Annotated in this window: 12 protein-coding genes and 1 pseudogene; 8 read left to right on the plus strand and 5 right to left on the minus strand. The window is 62.7% G+C overall.

The window, feature by feature from the left end; genetic code table 11:
* The first annotated feature begins 582 nt into the window (after window positions 1-582).
* The 5 genes and pseudogenes from AC1DHX_RS18385 to AC1DHX_RS18405 all read left to right on the plus strand — a co-directional run bounded on the left by AC1DHX_RS18385 (window position 583) and on the right by AC1DHX_RS18405 (window position 6094).
* Entirely contained in the window at window positions 583-1608 is a 1026-nt protein-coding gene (locus AC1DHX_RS18385; protein ID WP_476900327.1) for a glycosyl transferase family 90, read from the plus strand.
* A 271-nt stretch (window positions 1609-1879) separates the two neighbouring features.
* Window positions 1880-1972 (plus strand): annotated as a pseudogene (locus AC1DHX_RS18390) (IS5/IS1182 family transposase); the annotation flags it as partial.
* Window positions 1973-3118: 1146 nt separating this feature from the next.
* Entirely contained in the window at window positions 3119-3337 is a 219-nt protein-coding gene (locus AC1DHX_RS18395) for a hypothetical protein (RefSeq protein ID WP_476857238.1), read from the plus strand.
* Window positions 3338-3525: 188 nt separating this feature from the next.
* Window positions 3526-4569, plus strand: coding sequence for a UDP-glucose 4-epimerase GalE (gene galE, locus AC1DHX_RS18400; RefSeq protein ID WP_476857239.1), 1044 nt, complete (start codon window positions 3526-3528; stop codon window positions 4567-4569).
* A 178-nt stretch (window positions 4570-4747) separates the two neighbouring features.
* The gene (locus tag AC1DHX_RS18405; protein ID WP_476857240.1) at window positions 4748-6094 is read left to right on the plus strand and encodes a UDP-glucose dehydrogenase family protein; all 1347 of its coding nucleotides are present in this window, start codon (window positions 4748-4750) and stop codon (window positions 6092-6094) included.
* A gap of 284 nt (window positions 6095-6378) precedes the next feature.
* On the opposite strand, the gene AC1DHX_RS18410 is transcribed toward AC1DHX_RS18405, so the two are convergent.
* A complete protein-coding gene (locus AC1DHX_RS18410) occupies window positions 6379-7251 on the minus strand; it encodes a glycosyl hydrolase (RefSeq protein ID WP_476857241.1) in 873 nt (290 codons plus the stop codon).
* A 242-nt stretch (window positions 7252-7493) separates the two neighbouring features.
* A complete protein-coding gene (locus AC1DHX_RS18415) occupies window positions 7494-8216 on the minus strand; it encodes a glycoside hydrolase family protein (protein ID WP_476857242.1) in 723 nt (240 codons plus the stop codon).
* 508 nt (window positions 8217-8724) lie between these two features.
* On the opposite strand from AC1DHX_RS18415, the gene AC1DHX_RS18420 reads away from it, so the two are divergent.
* Both AC1DHX_RS18420 and AC1DHX_RS18425 read left to right on the plus strand, forming a co-directional pair.
* The gene (locus AC1DHX_RS18420; protein WP_476900328.1) at window positions 8725-9375 is read left to right on the plus strand and encodes an ATP-grasp fold amidoligase family protein; all 651 of its coding nucleotides are present in this window, start codon (window positions 8725-8727) and stop codon (window positions 9373-9375) included.
* A 20-nt stretch (window positions 9376-9395) separates the two neighbouring features.
* The gene (locus AC1DHX_RS18425; protein ID WP_476900329.1) at window positions 9396-9674 is read left to right on the plus strand and encodes a hypothetical protein; all 279 of its coding nucleotides are present in this window, start codon (window positions 9396-9398) and stop codon (window positions 9672-9674) included.
* A gap of 72 nt (window positions 9675-9746) precedes the next feature.
* On the opposite strand, the gene wecB is transcribed toward AC1DHX_RS18425, so the two are convergent.
* From wecB to AC1DHX_RS18440, 3 genes are all read right to left on the minus strand, one after another.
* A complete protein-coding gene (wecB, locus tag AC1DHX_RS18430) occupies window positions 9747-10892 on the minus strand; it encodes a non-hydrolyzing UDP-N-acetylglucosamine 2-epimerase (RefSeq protein WP_476857280.1) in 1146 nt (381 codons plus the stop codon).
* A 50-nt stretch (window positions 10893-10942) separates the two neighbouring features.
* Window positions 10943-11254, minus strand: coding sequence for a hypothetical protein (locus AC1DHX_RS18435; RefSeq protein ID WP_476900330.1), 312 nt, complete (start codon window positions 11252-11254; stop codon window positions 10943-10945).
* A 145-nt stretch (window positions 11255-11399) separates the two neighbouring features.
* The gene (locus AC1DHX_RS18440) at window positions 11400-11954 is read right to left on the minus strand and encodes a YdcF family protein (protein ID WP_476900331.1); all 555 of its coding nucleotides are present in this window, start codon (window positions 11952-11954) and stop codon (window positions 11400-11402) included.
* Window positions 11955-12183: 229 nt separating this feature from the next.
* Between AC1DHX_RS18440 and AC1DHX_RS18445 the strand changes: the two genes are divergently transcribed.
* The gene (locus tag AC1DHX_RS18445) at window positions 12184-15180 is read left to right on the plus strand and encodes a hypothetical protein (RefSeq protein ID WP_476860317.1); all 2997 of its coding nucleotides are present in this window, start codon (window positions 12184-12186) and stop codon (window positions 15178-15180) included.
* Window positions 15181-15444: the final 264 nt, after the last annotated feature.

The following is a 15444-nucleotide window of genomic DNA, read 5'->3' on the forward strand; positions in this document are numbered from 1 at the left end:
GGGTTATCTGTTCGGTCAACGTGTCGCAGAGTCTCCGGAACCACGTCGCCAGATTCGGTGACAAGGCCGCCAGAAACCTCCCACGTCTCGTCATTGAGGCGCATGGCCGCAAGGAGGGCGTTGTCATAGCTTCTCAAGCTTGGCATCCGCTGATATTACCCCAGCAACCACAACCCGCGTGCCCCCTGACTCATAGTCCGGGGGCACCCTCCCCAAGGCCTCCAAGGAGGTGCTAATGCACGATGTTCTACATAGACTTTGGTTCCGCGTTCAGGAGCCCCGCAAGCAGCCCGTCGTGTACTTCCCTGTCTATCTGGGGGTGACCGTGCTGGAGCCAGTAATCATACTGGACCTGCCCCGGTGCCTCCAAGGCACCAGGTCCTAAACGTCAACCATGAGGAGCACTCGAGGGCCGGCGCCGGCGAACAACCACACAAGTGAACGCCCAGCGTCCGTCCACTCTGGTGGGGCGGGCGCTTTTGTCGTTAGCTCCAAAGGCATAGGCGCAATCCCTATGCGGCCCTTGGCCTTGTATGATAACGAGGCCCCGTTTCTGGGATCCTCGCCTAAAAGGAATTTTTGATGAGTTTAGCGGACTTCATGCTGCCACAGGTCTCGACCGAGTCGTTCCGACTGACGGAACTCGCCAATATTGTTCCACCCAGCAGGCTCTTCGCCGGGTATGACCCTGACCATAATGAGTTGCTTATTGACGGCACACTTAGCTTCGGTGTTGAGGAACTAACTCCGGACTCCCTGACCTTGGACTACAAGTCCAACAGAAATATCCAGTTCATCGAATCCTTACCCTCCGCCCCCAAACAACTTATTTTATGGGACATGGACGATGGGCGGGCATTTGACAGCCGAGTGTTCACGGGCAAAGATCTCAACGTATTCCAATACAACAGGCGTATTGGAAGTCGGCACGCCGTCTTGTGGCGGCTGAGCTCATATTTCGAACCTTCACGAGGCATTGGACATGGCGGCTGGGTGGAGGACGGCTTCCAGTTCGAAGACAAGAAGCCAGTCGTCTATTGGCGTGGGGCAATCTCAGGGAGCCGATGGTCTGATCCGTACCGGCGTGTTGGAGCGTTGTCGATCAACACCCCGGCGGCCTTCGAAGAACTGGCGCCACACTTCTCCCGGATCAAGGCCGTACTGCTCTCCGAGGGTTCGAAAGCCTTCGACTTCAAGCTTACGGGCCCGGCCTCCRCAATCGAAGCCAAACCTTGGCTCGACGAACTTGGCGTGCTCGGCGACGTCGTGCGACCCGCTGAACAGCTTGAACACAAATACATGTTATGCCCCAACGGAAACGACGTTGCGTCCAACCTCTATTGGGTTCTTTCGACGCAAAGTGTTGCATTCAAAGAAGAATGCAGCTATGAAGTCCTCCCGGATTATTTCCTCAAACCGTGGGTGCACTATGTGCCAATCGCTAACGGTTTTGCCGATCTGCAAGAGAAATTTGATTACTGCGAGAGCAGGCCTGACATGTGCAAGAGAATTATTGAAAATGCTAACCACGCGTACGGCCAAATGATTGACCCTGCGATTTGGAAAAACGCAGAAGTGGAAGTCCTGGACCGCCTCGCCCTGATGTAGCCCGCTTGCAATCCATCGTGCCATGCCACGCGGTGGTGTTCCGCATCCGGCTACGATTGCGCCATGGCATCATTCACCCTCGACGGGAACCAGGCTATCCGTGGTTGGTGGTGAATTCGGGCGCGTGTCTTTCGACGAGGAGGTCCCGTGCCTCTGTTCTGACGGAAGTTCTTGACCCATCCATTGATGACAGGCCTAGGAGCCTTGACCGAGCTCACTTCCCGGTGAGCTTGCGCTGCAACCGCCATCTTCAACCTGAGAGTCCGTTGACCACGCAATCGGAAGGTCCCGCGGCGGGCTGACCACCAAGATTCCGCTCTGCGACGGCAAGATGCGTCCGCTGATCATCCTGCTCGGTACCGGCTAAATTGGTGTTTTCCCGATGCTCCCGAAAGCGCTGAAGTGCCCAGCCTCGGCGACGACATGCCCGCTCCCGTCCGGACCGGGCTCTGGCTGACAAGGTGTACTCCGCCCGGGCCAACCGGGGAACTTCTGCGCCGGCGCGGAATCTAGGCTTTCAATCCGGAACGATTAGGAGACCACCGAAATCGAGGGGCAGTAAGGGCGCAGACCCGTCGGCCTGGACAAGGATGCCTACAAACGCCGGAACGTCGTCAGCCGTGCGTTCGATGTATTCAAACAATGGCGCGGGTTCGCCACCCGATACGACAAGCTCGCCCTCACCTTCCGGGGCGGAGTCGTCCTTTGAGCCATTAATATCTGGCTCAACGAATTTGGATACACGCATCAGCCGCTGCCATTCGGGGTGTAGCACCAGAGCAGTCGGTACTTTCGCAGCCGCTCCTTGAGGACAGCAAGCGACTCTGGTCGCGAGGGCAGCCAGCGTTGTCATTGCCCAGCATTTCGTTGAGGCCGAGGAAAACCCAGCCTGGCGCGAATGCCTGGTAGGCTTCAGCGCCTCGATCACCGCGGCGGGAACGCCGTAGAGGGGTTGACCCTATTCCGCCCATGAGGATGGTGCAGCTACGTATCGTAACCCCACATACGGAATCGACTTTGCGCAGCGTCAGTCACACGGAACCGTTGGCCATCATAATCCCCAGCAAGAGGGCGATCTGGGCTAGGGTCTAGGCATCGGACCAGTGCGAGCTGGCCCTTGTCAGGGTCCATGCGAGTGAGTCCGGGCGCTGGGCGCCTGGTTGGCGATCAGTACCTCTACGGCGAGCTCGCCCCGTGGAGCTGATCGCGGCCAACACCCGGGGGACCCCTGCGGGGTCACCGTGCTTACGGCAGGGCTGTGGCGCTAATAGCGACCCGTTGCCCCAGTGCAATTCCGGCGTAGTTCCGGCCGCATCCATCGTTGCGCCATTCAGGTCAAGAGTCACCCGCTTGGGACTGCCGGGCCTCCCCCCTCGATTCATTCGCGGTCGCCTAACTGGACGACGAGGGCGAAACTGAAGCCGATGGGCCGTATGGCCRTATGCGGGCCACCCCTCGACTGTCAAGATGGCAAGATGGTGAGAAGCGCAACAGACAGGCGGAACTTTGCATGCATGCTGAAGAGCCCGATGAACGATTCGACAAAGTCGTTAAGCGGTTGAAGAAGAGCTTTGACCCGTCCGGCGAGAACAATCCGATTCCAGTTGGATCGACCGTCGACGACGTCGCCATGATCCTGACAAATGAACTTCTTGGAGCGGGAGTCCTGGCCGATCCGGAGAAGGTGCGCGAAAAGGCTCAGGAGATCGTGGATAACGCGCCCTACTGACCAGTCTGCCCGGCGGCAGGCGTTGGAAGGGGGGACGGGGGCCGGCGTCCCTGCTGATCGAAATGGTTGTTCACCCGCCAAGGGAGAGTGTGTGACGACCTGCTCTTCTTGAGTTCGCGAGTACGGCTGAAATCGGTCAAGTCATGAGCGCGGCCAATCCATTCGGRTGGACCGTCTAGACTGACCGGATGAAGGTACTAGTCACTGGTGGTTCCGGCTACATTGGGTCGCACACAACGCTGTCATTGCTCGAAAAAGGACACGACGTTGTCGTGCTGGACAATCTGCAAAACTCCCATGTTGAATCTCTCAGGCGTGTCCAGGAGATAGCTGGCAGGCACGTCGAGTTTCGGGAGGTGGACTTGCTGGACGTGGCGTCGCTGAACGGCGTCTTCGCCGAGTTTGATTTTGATGCGGTGATTCATTTCGCCGGGCTCAAGGCGGTGGGTGAGTCCGTGGCACAGCCGCTGAAGTATTACCAGAACAACGTGGTCGGAACGCTGAACCTGCTACACGCTATGGAAAAAGCCGCAGTCTTCACACTTATTTTCAGTTCATCGGCCACAGTCTACGGCGCAGCAGAAGAAGTCCCACTCAATGAGGGCACCCAATTGAATGCGACCAATCCGTATGGGCGGACTAAGGAACAGATTGAGAACATCCTCTCCGATCTGTCGGCCGCTGATCCTCGCTGGAGTCTAGCGATGCTGCGCTACTTCAATCCTGCCGGTGCCCATGCATCGGGGCGAATAGGAGAAGATCCGCAAGGTACACCGAACAATTTGTTGCCGTTTGTGGCTCAGGCGGCGATTGGACGCCATGACAAGGTGATGGTTTTCGGAAATGACTATCCCACACCTGATGGAACCGGGGTGCGTGACTATATCCACGTAATGGACCTCGCTGCTGGCCATTTGGCTGCGCTGGATTACTTGTGTGGCAAGACTGGCATCTTCCGTTGGAATCTTGGGACAGGCCGAGGGTCATCCGTTTTGGACGTGATCCAGGCATTCAGCAAGGCCGCGGGGCGGAGCGTAGCCCACGAGTTCGCACCTCGCCGGCGCGGAGATGCTGCCATTAGCTACGCGGATCCCACGGCCGCGCTGACGGACTTGGGATGGTCCGCTAAACGCGGCCTTGCCGAAATGTGTGAGGACCATTGGCGGTGGCAGCGCAATAATCCTCAGGGTTTCGGGTCCGCTGGAGGAGGGGACATCGCCTCAAGTCGCTGACGTTCCAGAGGGCGCCGCGTAGGCGGGGGACCTGTGCGCAAGGCTGCCCGAACCACGTTCTGCGACGTTCGACGGTCGCGAAATCTGTTTTTTCGACCTGCCGATATATAGTGGTCCCGTTTGGATGCGCTGTTTGCGCCCAAGGGAATGAAATCAACTTGCAGCTACTGGGGGACTAGTGACACTACGACTAACCGTGATCGGTACGGGATACCTCGGCGCGACCCATGCGGCATGCATGGCGGAACTCGGATTTGAAGTCCTGGGTGTCGACGTCGACAAAGAGAAGATCGACAGCCTCAGCCGGGGAGAACTGCCCATCCACGAGCCTGGCCTGCCCGAACTTCTGCGCAAGCACACGGCATCCGGCCGCCTGCGCTTCACTACCTCGTTCGAGGAGGCCGGCGCCTTCGGCGACGTCCACTTTATCGCCGTGGGCACCCCGCAGCGGGCCGGCGAGCACGCCGCGGACATGACCTACGTTGACGCGTCCGTGGCAGCCATTGCCCGCGCCGCCACGAAGGATTCCCTGATTGTCGGTAAGTCCACCGTTCCGGTGGGTTCCGCACGTCGCCTGAAGGGCCTTGTCGCCGAAGAATCGCGCGACGGCGTGACGGTCAACTTCGCTTGGAACCCCGAGTTTCTGCGCGAGGGCTTCGCCGTGGAGGACACCCTGCGTCCCGACCGCCTGGTTATCGGCTCCGACTCTGCCGCTGCCGAGGCCACCCTGCGCGAGGTTTACGCTGACGCCATCGGCCGCAATACACCGTTCATCTCGACGGACTTCGAGACGGCGGAACTGGTCAAGGTCGCTGCTAACGCGTTCCTCGCGACCAAGATCTCCTTCATCAACGCTTTCTCCGAGGTCACGGAGACCGTGGGCGGCAACATCCGCACGCTCGCGGACGCAATCGGACTCGACGCGCGGATCGGCCGTCGCTTTCTCAACGCCGGCATCGGCTTCGGCGGAGGCTGCTTGCCCAAGGACATCCGGGCGCTTCAGGCACGGGTCTCCGAACTCGGCCTGGACAGCACCATGCGGTTCCTGAACGAAGTCGACGAAGTGAACCTCCGCCGTCGTGACCGTGCGGTCCACGTCGCGGAGACGCTGCTCGGCACTGTAGAGGGCAAGCGCGTCGCCGTCCTCGGTGTCGCCTTCAAGCCCAACAGCGACGACGTCCGTGACTCACCGGCGCTGGAYGTAGCTGCCAGGCTCTTCAACAGCGGAGCCGACGTCAGCGTCTACGACCCCGCGGCCAATGCCAACGCGGCCAAGCGGTACCCGCGGCTGAATTACGTCGACTCGCTGGCCACGGCCGTGGCAGATGCCGACCTGGTCATGCTGCTCACGGAATGGAACGAATTCGTCAACGTCGATCCCGCGGAAATGTCTGCCGCGGTCGCGCGCAAGCGCATCTTCGACGGACGCAACGTCCTGGACCACGAGACGTGGAACGCCGCCGGGTGGGACATCGTGTCGGCCGGCCACAAGAGCGAACTGCTCGACCTGGCTGCCGCTAACTAGAACAGCGCCAGCCCGGGGGACTCACAGCCTCCCGGTAGGCACGGAACCGACCCGGTCAGATGATTTCACTTCATCCGACCGGGCCGGTTCGTTTAACGCCACGGATGCATTCGACGGACAGGGATGCGTTGAATGTGACGGGTGCACTTGCCGCCGCCGGTCCCGGCGGCGCCGACGCGAAGAGACCCCGCCGGATGAATCGCTCCGGTGGGGTCTCTGTCGGGATAACGGACTACTTGTTGGCTCCGGGAGGAACCAGCCGCTGCAGAAGGCTCCAGGCCCCCTTACAGCGACGCGTAGAGCCTGCCCGTGCTGGTGAGGGTGCCGTTCGTGTGGAAGAGGGCTGAACATCCCATCTTGATGTCTCCGGCCGGCCGCGTCTTCCAGGCGAAGCGTTCGACGAACGGCATAGCGCGCAGGCCAGCGACGGTGGCGCGCATGAAGTCCTCCGTCTGGGCCCGGGTGTAGATGCAGGGCCTGGTGGATGTGGCATTCCAGTCCGCCACCGCGTACTCCGTCACCCAGATGGGCTTGCCGTATTTCTCGTGAAGCATGGTGATCTTGTTCAGGAAGTCGTCGGCCTTGGGCCAGGCGTAGACATGGGTGGTCACGAAGTCCACACGGAGGCCCTTGTTCTTCGCCTTAGCCATGAAATCGGCCAGCCAGGCACTGCCCGGGCTGGCACACGCCGGGGAGCCGAGCCGAAGTCCCGTCGCCTGAAGCTTCGGCCAAAGGCTGATCGCCTGGTCCACGCTCATGTTCGCCTGGGCCGTGACATCGGGCTCGTTGAAGCCCAACAGGTGCTTCGTCTTCGTCTCCGCCAGCTGGCGCGTGACGTAACCCAATGCGTCCTGCTCTTGCATGGTCTTGGCGCTCTTGATCATGGGGACGAAGGGCGGGTTGGTAGTGACGTTGGGGTGCGAACCCCACGTGTAGTGCCAGTCCAGGTTGAGACTCTTGATTTGCTGGAGTGCCAGAGCGTCCTTGCCGCCAAGCCCGCAACCCTTGAGGGTGTTCTCGGGCGTGGTGATGGCCGGGACTGTCGGGATGGCGGTGGGGGCCAAAGCCGCTTGTGCGGATCCAGCATTGGCGGCGAGCAGGGCGCCCGGGGCAGCCATGGCCGCCAGGGGCATGGCAAGAAACTTACGGCGTTCCATGAGTTCCTTTCGATAGGGACCGGAGTGTCGGCGGACAGTGCGACGGAGGACGTGATTGACTTCCACAGCACTTGGGCTCGAGCTAACCTAGCACAGGCGGCATTCAGGAAACTCACGGAATACCGCAGGAATTGCGCAGGATTTCTTCGGCACGAAGGGGTGCCACGGGACCGGCCCGGTGACCGCCGTCGGCCGCTGTCCCTGGCGTGTGTGCGCTTTCGAGGGACCCCTTATGGGACCCCTTAGAGAGACCGGTAGAGCTCGCCGGTGGCGGTTAGTGACCCGTTGCTCCGGAACAGTGCCGAGGCTCCCATGATGGGATCGTCGTGGGCCCGTGTTTTCCAGGCGAAACGCTCCACGAACGGCATTTGCCGGAGGCCGTCGACGGTCTCGCGCATGAAAGCCAGGATTTCCCTCTCCGAGAATCGGCTGGGCGACTTCGCGGTTGCTTTCCAGTCGGCCACGGCAAATTCGGTGATCCAGACAGGCTTTCCGTAGCGTTCATGCAGCTGCTGTACCGACTTGAGGAACGAGTCCGCGTTGGGCGGCGCGTAAGAGTGCATAGTCACGAAGTCCACCCGCAGGTCCTTCGCTGCTGCCTGGTCCATGAATTTCTTGAGCCAGTCGCCTAGTGCCTGGACCGGGGCCGGAGACCCTAGCTTGAGGCCCGACTGTTCCAACTGCGGCCAGAGTTTGATGGCAGTGCCCACGGACATGTCCGCCTGGCCGTCATGATCAGGTTCGTTGAAGCCGAGGAGGTACTCGGCACCCGTCCACGGTACCTCCGATCGCACCTGCTCAATGGCGTTCCGCTCCAAGGACCCGCGGCCCCAGATCATAGGAACAAATTCAGCGGTGTGGGTCGATGCCGGCCGGAGGGGCGGGTATCCCGGTCCCCAGTTGTAGAACCAGTCCAGGTCCAGGGAATTTAACTGCTCGAAGCCGAATCCGTCGAAGCGGGGCATGCCCATGCCCTTGCCGGCATATCCGGGTTTGGGCCGGCGGGTTATCGGTGCGGATGGAGTAAGGCTCGGGGCTGATGGCGGTCTGGGACCGGGCGCCGTATCCGGCGTGCACGCGGCCAGGGCGGCAACGGCTGAGGCCGCCACCGACAGCCGTAGGAAGTCCCTGCGGTCCACGCTCACGTCCACTCTCACTTTTTTCGGCTGCGGGCGGGGTGAGTACTCCCTCCCCCCGGCTGAAATTCCATTGTTCCACGATTTGGCCAGTCCGATTTCTCTCCCCAGACTGGCGACTTAGTGGCATTTGAGAGTTAACTATCTATAGATATTGCCATCAAGCATCACATGGGGATGAGGCTTACAGCACATGAGTCCAGCAGGATTTGACCGTTCGAGTTCACAATCACCGTTACTGGCCTTTGTAGCCGGCGAATTCCGACAACGGGGGACGGATCGCCGCTCGGAACTGGCACACACAATCATTTCGCATCCCTTAGTCGAGCAACTGGGGATGCGCGTTCCCAAGCGGCTTGCGGTACTGGAGAACCTTGACTCCCTCAACGGTGAGGGTCTCCCGGGCATATTCGTCCTGAAGCTGGCCAACGGCTGGTCCTCCCGTGGAGTCATGATCCCGGAGCGCACCRGTCCTGAAGAGTTCTTTGACCACATGAATCTGCAGGCTTTGAACCTTGAATCGATCGTGCAGATCCAGATGGAGAAGGCCGAACCATTCACGCGGAAGGAACCACACTGGATTGTTGAGGAACTGGCCATCCATACGCTGGGGGTTGGTGCCATCCCCTTCGACTACAAGTTCTACTGCTTCCAGGGCGAAGTGGGGCTTGTGGTGCAGATCGACCGCAACTCCGGTCCCGTCAAGGTAGTCCTCTTCGGCGGGGACTTCCGGCCGCTCAAACTCGGCACCGACTACCTTCTTGGCGATGCCGCGAAGCCTGGCGTGCCGGTGGTTCCGGTGAACGCCCCCGAAATGCTGTGGTGGGCGCAGAGGCTCTCGCTCGAGGCAGACTCGCCGTTTGTCAGCATCGACATGTTCGACAGCCCGACAGGCCCGGTCTTCGGCGAGTTCACCTATTCTCCTGGTGGTACGCATCGGTGGATGTTCGTGTTCTCCCACAAGCTTCTGGCCGTTTCGACGAGCTAATCACCACACCCGGCCTCTCGGTGGATCCGCTGGCGCACACCGCCTTGGAGTTGAGGAAATCCCTCGCGCACCCAGGGCCGCTGCCGTACAGGGCGTGGGCCGGCTACGCCTACGGAGGTGGCGTCAAGGGTGCTGAGAGGCTGCACACCTACTACCGGGAACTCGCAGCGGCCTGCGAGGCAGGCGACCCACCCCACGACTGGTACCGCCGCCTCAGCGGGCTCTGGGCAGCCATCCGGGACCGGCTGCGGGCGTCCAACCGGAAGAGCTTGACCGCTCATTCGTCAAAAGTGGCGTAGGCAACGCCCGTCCTCGCTCGGGATGCCTCGCGGCAGGCCGAGCAGGGACAGCTGCCCGGCGTCGGCGGCCTGCTAAGCCCCGCTGAACTCCGCCGTCCGGTAGCCGACGCCGAGCAGTTCCTCGATGGCCGCCACCGTGCGGGCGGCGGCTTTGCCGTCGCCGTAGGGGTTCACTGCGTTTGCCATGGCGGCAAAGTGCGCGGAATCGTGCAGGAGGTGGCTCACCTCGGCAACAATCCGCTCCTCGTCCGTGCCGATCAGCTTGACGGTCCCGGCCTCCAGGGCTTCCGGCCGCTCCGTGTTTTCCCGCATCACCAGGACCGGTTTGCCGAGGCTGGGCGCTTCCTCCTGCACTCCGCCGGAGTCGGTGAGGACGATGTGCGCCCGGGACAGCAGCCGGGTGAATTCGCCGTAGGCCAGCGGCTCCGTCACCAGGACGTTGGCGTTGCCCTCCAGCGCGGGAAGCACGGCCTCGCGCACCACCGGGTTCTTGTGGGCGGGCAGCACGATGACAAGGTCCGGCTCGGCGTCGGCGATTCGGGCCAGCGCCCGGCCCACGTTGCGCATGGATTCGCCCTGGTTTTCGCGCCGGTGCGTGGTGACCAGCAGGATCCGGCGGCCGCTCGCGTCCAGTTCTTCCAGCCGGGGGTCCGTGAAGGGGAGCTGCTTGTCCACCGTAGCGAGGAGGGCATCGATCACGGTGTTGCCAGTCACCACGATGTCCTCCGGACTGATGCCTTCCCTTTCCAGGTTTTCCCGACTGGTGGAGGTGGGTGCCAGGTGCAGGCGGGTGATCTGGCTGGTGATCTTGCGGTTGGCTTCCTCCGGAAACGGCGAGAGCAGGTCGCCGCTGCGCAGCCCGGCCTCGACGTGGATCACAGGAATGCCGTGGTAGAACGCCGCGATGGCGGCGGCGGTGGAGGTGGTGGTGTCACCCTGGACGACGACGGCGTCCGGCCGAGTACCGGCGAAGAGCTTCTCCAGCCCGTCAATGGTCCGCGTCATGATGGCCGAGAGGGATTGCCCCTGCTGCAGGATGTTGAGGTCGTGGTCCGGAACGATGCCGAAGAGTTCGTTGACCTGGTCCAGCATCTCGCGGTGCTGCCCCGTGACCGTCACGATGCAGCGGAAGAGCGGAGACTCCTGGAGCGCGCTGACGATCGGCGCCATCTTGATGGCTTCCGGCCTGGTTCCGAAGATCGGCATGATTCTGTGCATGGTCATTCCCCAAGGGTGTGCGAGCGGTTATTAAGGTCTGTGGGCCGGGTTCAGCCGAAGAAAAGGGCAAGCGCGATGGCCGGCACCGCGATGACAACGAAGAGCATGGCCAAGAAAGCCACACGCCGTTTGCGCCGATATGATGCGGCCCGGATGAGCTGCTGGGCTTCTTTTTCCCGGATAGCGGCAGCCTGGGCCGCAGCTTCAGCGGCCGGGCCTGTAGTGTCCCGATCCGGTGCGTCCTCTGTTCCGGCATCCACAATTGGGGCATCCTGCTCGACCGAAGCCTCGGCAAGTGGTTCCTTGAGCGGAAGCGGCACCGCGCCGGGCACCRGGAGGCCGTCCGGGATCTCTGCGTGCATGCGGCGCCTGCGCAGGTGCCGGGGCGCGGCAACCAACGGGGGAGGGTGGTCAGGAGAGTGTTCCAGCGTGCCCTCCTTGCCTCGGTCAGATGCCCGAACCGGCTAACCAATTCAGCCGGTTGAGGTTCAATTGTTACATTTCCGCTCACTGATTGGCGCATTCCGGCCGCAAGGAAGCGTCGATCAGTCCTCCGGTTTCGATCACAAACCGCCGCAGCCATTGGCCCAAATCCAGGTCCGGATGTGAGGCAACCATCTGTAYGTCCGCCGTCGTGCACTGGCCAATCAGGCGCCCCGCGCGGGTGAGGTGATAACTGGATGTCACGACGGTGACGGACTTCCAGCCGTTGGCCTTGACCAGGTTGGAGATTGCCAGCGCTTCGCCGCGGGTGTCCAGGTCCGGGGGCCGGAAGCAGACGACGGACGCGTTGGGGAAGGCTGCTGAATTACACGCCTCGTCCGCCACCCGATTGCCGAACGTGTCCGTGTGCGAGATCACGAGGACCGGAACGTGGAATTCGGCCTGGAACTGGCGGGCCACCGGCAGACGTTCGGACGCCGCGCCGCCGAGCATGATGACGGCGTCCGTCCGGTGCGTGCTGAGCGGATCCACGTTGACGAACAGTTGGAGGGCGATGATCAGCCACAGCAGGAGGCCTCCGACGGCGACGGCGAGCACCCTGCGGGTGGCGGTATTCACCGCGGCAACGGAAGGAAGCACGGCTAAGTTTGGCACGCGGTTTTCAGGTGGCGAAATGGTGCGCCGGTACTGCGCCAAAACTTGGACAAAAGAATGCGTGATGCAGTTGTGATTCTGGAGATCAAAGTTACTGGGGTGACAGATGTGGATTGCCGTTTATGCTGTAGGCAACTTACGTCGCTCCCACCAACAGGTCTCCACCTGCGGTCTCACCCTTAAGCGAGCAATCTTGCGAAAACTAAACATAGCGGCAACCGTGATTGCCGCCGTGATGCTGGCAGCAACCTTGCCGCAGGCCGCCGTGGCCGCCGTCGAGGTGCCGGCCGCCGGACAGGTGTCCGCCGGAGCGCTGGCGCCGGCGGCTGCCATGCAGACTGGCACCGTGCCGGCGGTGTCGGATCCAAGCCCGCAGGGGCAGGTGGATGACTTTGTGCGCCCGGAACCTCCCGCAGGCAGGGCAAAGTCCGAGTACACCTACGTCAGCGCGCCGCTGGCCGGCACGTTGAAAACCACATTGGTGACGGTGCAGCTGGCCGACAAGACTGCAGCCGAAACGGACGCGGCCGTCCCCATGGCTGCTGCGAAGGCCTCGCTCAGCGCCGCTAACCGCTACTGGGCCTACGCCACCGCGGGCCGGGTGGACATTGCGCTGGCCTCCTCGCGCCAGCTGCACAAGTCCGCCGCGACCTCCAAGCAGTCGCCGGCGCAGATCGTGGACATCATCTCCCAGGAGCTGGGCTGGACGCAGAGTTCCTACACGGCGCTGGTCATGTTCATCCCCGGCGCCTACCTCACCAACGGCGCCGCGGGAATGACCTACAGCAACGGCAACATTGGCGGCCGCATCCTGATGCCGCAGAACAGCCGGCTCTCCACGCCGGTCCTGGCACATGAATTCGGGCACGCCCTCGGCATGGACCATGCCAACAGCCTGCTGTGCGGCAGCGGCGCCATGGACGTGGCCTCCGGGCCGTTCGCCGGGTTCGCGGATGCCACCTGCAGCATCAAGACCTACGGCGACAACCTGGACCTCATGGGTATCTCGCACTTCGACCTCATGCCGGAAATCAGCGCCAGCTTCTGGGAAATGGGCCGGTTCGGCAACGGCAACGAGATCGCCAACCTGGGCACGGTATCGGCCCCCCGCACGGTGAACCTCAAGCCTTGGGCCGGAGCAGGTGCCAACCGCGCAGCGAAGTTCACGGACCCGAAATCCGGCGAGGTGTACTTCCTGGAACTCCGCACCCCGGTCGGTTACGACGCCGTCATTGCGCAAGACGGAAACCGCGGCGTGAAGATCACCCAGCAGGGCGGCGGCAACTCCTCGATCCTGCTTCCTCCCAATACCCGGGCGACCGCCTTCAACGGCTACTACAGCAACACCCAGGCCTGGCAGGCCGGCCAGACCTTTACAACGCACGCCGGTACCAAGGTCTCCATTGACGCTGTCAGCAACACCGCGGCCACCGTGACGATCCGTCCGCCGGGTGCGCCCGCGAAGGGCTCCTTCGACAGCGCAGCCCTCGCGGTCACCTCGTCCGGCGCCACCATCAACGTCCGCGGATGGTCGGTGGATCCGGCGGCGGCCTCCACCTCCACCCAGACGCACGTTTACGTCACAGCACCTGACGGGACGACGACGGGCCGCGCCTTCACCGCGGACAAGCCGCGCGCCGACGTGAACGCGGCGCTGGGCATCAGCGGAAACCACGGCTTCCAGGAGTCGATCACCGTCAAAGCGGCCGGACAGTATCAAGCCTGCGCCTATGCAATCGGCATCTTCAACAACACAGCACTGGGCTGCCGGACCCTCACCCTGGCCGGCACGCCYGCACCCGAAGGATCCCTCGATGAGGTCAGCACCGCAATGGTATCTGGCAAACCGTCCATCAAGCTGCGGGGCTGGGCCGTGGACCGCGGCCAGGCAGGCGCGTCGATCCCGGTCCACGTCTACGTGACCACCCCCGCAGGGGCCACCACCGGCCAGGCCTTCACCGCCAACCTGCAGCGCCCGGACGTCAATAAGACCTTGGGGGTCAGCGGCACGCACGGGTTTGCGATCACCGTCCCGGCGACGGAGACCGGCACGTACCGGATCTGTGCCTACGCCGTCCCCGTCGCCCCGTTTGCTGCCGGAAACACCACCCTGGGCTGCCGCAACGTCCCGGTGGCTGTCAGTGACCCGCCCACCGGATACCTGGATTCCGTGGCCTTCATCAACGCAGGGTCCTCGGCGCGGCTGGACGTCGCAGGCTGGTCCTTCGACGCCGGCGTCCCGTCGGCATCGATCCCCGTGCAGCTGAGTGTCACGTCCCCGGACGGCAGCACCAAGACAGTGACCACCACCGCCAACGCTGCCCGGAGCGACGTCAACGCCGCCATGGGGATCGCCGGTTCGCACGGGTACCAGACATCAGTGAGCGTGTCGAAGGCCGGAACGTACCGCGTCTGCGCCACCGGAATCGCGGTCGCCACCCTGACCAAGGGCAACGGCTTCCTGGGCTGCATCAACGCTACGGCGGCCCCTGCTGCCCGGCCGGTCGGCTACGTGGACTCCATTGTGGTGCAGACCAGGACGCCGTCGGCGGTTATCACGGCGTCCGGCTGGACCTACGAACCCGGTACACCGGCGGCCTCCAACGCCGTGCATATCTACGTCACGGGCCCGGACGGCAAGACCAGGGGCTACCCCTTCACCGCGAACGGGACCCGGCCGGACGTAAATGCCGCGTTTTCGCTGACCGGAAGCCACGGATTCCAGAACAGCATCCCGATCACCCTGTCCGGCCGCTACCGCGTGTGCGCCTACGGCATCTCAGTCAGCCCGCTCAGTGCAGGCAACACCTTGCTGGGCTGCCGGGATGTCCTGGCGCAGCCGGCCGCCCCGGTCCGGGGCTACCTCGACACCGTCCGCTTGGCCGGGACCAGCACCAACAGGTCGATCGTGGCGACCGGCTGGGCCATGGATCCGGGCTTCACGAGCCGCAGCGTCCCGGTTCGCGTCACCGTGAAGTTACCGGATTCGAGCTCCAAGAGCTACAGCGTCACGGCCAACATCTACCGGCTGGATGTGAACCGGGCGCTGAACGTGAGAGGTAACCACGGATACCGGGCCGCGCTCCCCATCAAGGCCCGCGGAAAATACACCATCTGCGTCTCAAGCGCCGGGACGGGCGTCCTGCGCACCGGCGTGTCCAGCCTCGGCTGCCAGTCCCTCACCTACTGATGTCCGGAGGGCTCCCGGCACCCCTCCGGAACGCGGCAACCGGCGACCCCTGCCCGTTTCCGGGCGGGGATCGGGGGGCCTGCCGCGCGGGTCATGACTGCTGGTCTAACTGACGGCAAATAATCTGCTTACTCCAAGGTAATATTCGTAAGTCCGGTTTCCTTATGAACGTCCGACCGGCGGCGCCAGCCATCTCGGGGGCGGTTCGTTCGATACTCGACTAGAAACCAAACGGCGCTGATGTTTTCCTGGGACCATCAGTCC

The sequence above is a fragment of the Arthrobacter sp. 05N33_2 genome (genome assembly GCF_056397425.1).

Coding starts and splice junctions, on each gene's coding strand:
- AC1DHX_RS18395 (WP_476857238.1), top strand. CDS start 3,119: ATGCATGCTGAAGAGCCCGATGAACGATTCGACAAAGTCGTTAAGCGG.
- galE (WP_476857239.1), top strand. CDS start 3,526: ATGAAGGTACTAGTCACTGGTGGTTCCGGCTACATTGGGTCGCACACA.
- AC1DHX_RS18410 (WP_476857241.1), bottom strand. CDS start 7,251: ATGGAACGCCGTAAGTTTCTTGCCATGCCCCTGGCGGCCATGGCTGCC.
- AC1DHX_RS18415 (WP_476857242.1), bottom strand. CDS start 8,216: ATGCCCCGCTTCGACGGATTCGGCTTCGAGCAGTTAAATTCCCTGGAC.
- wecB (WP_476857280.1), bottom strand. CDS start 10,892: ATGCACAGAATCATGCCGATCTTCGGAACCAGGCCGGAAGCCATCAAG.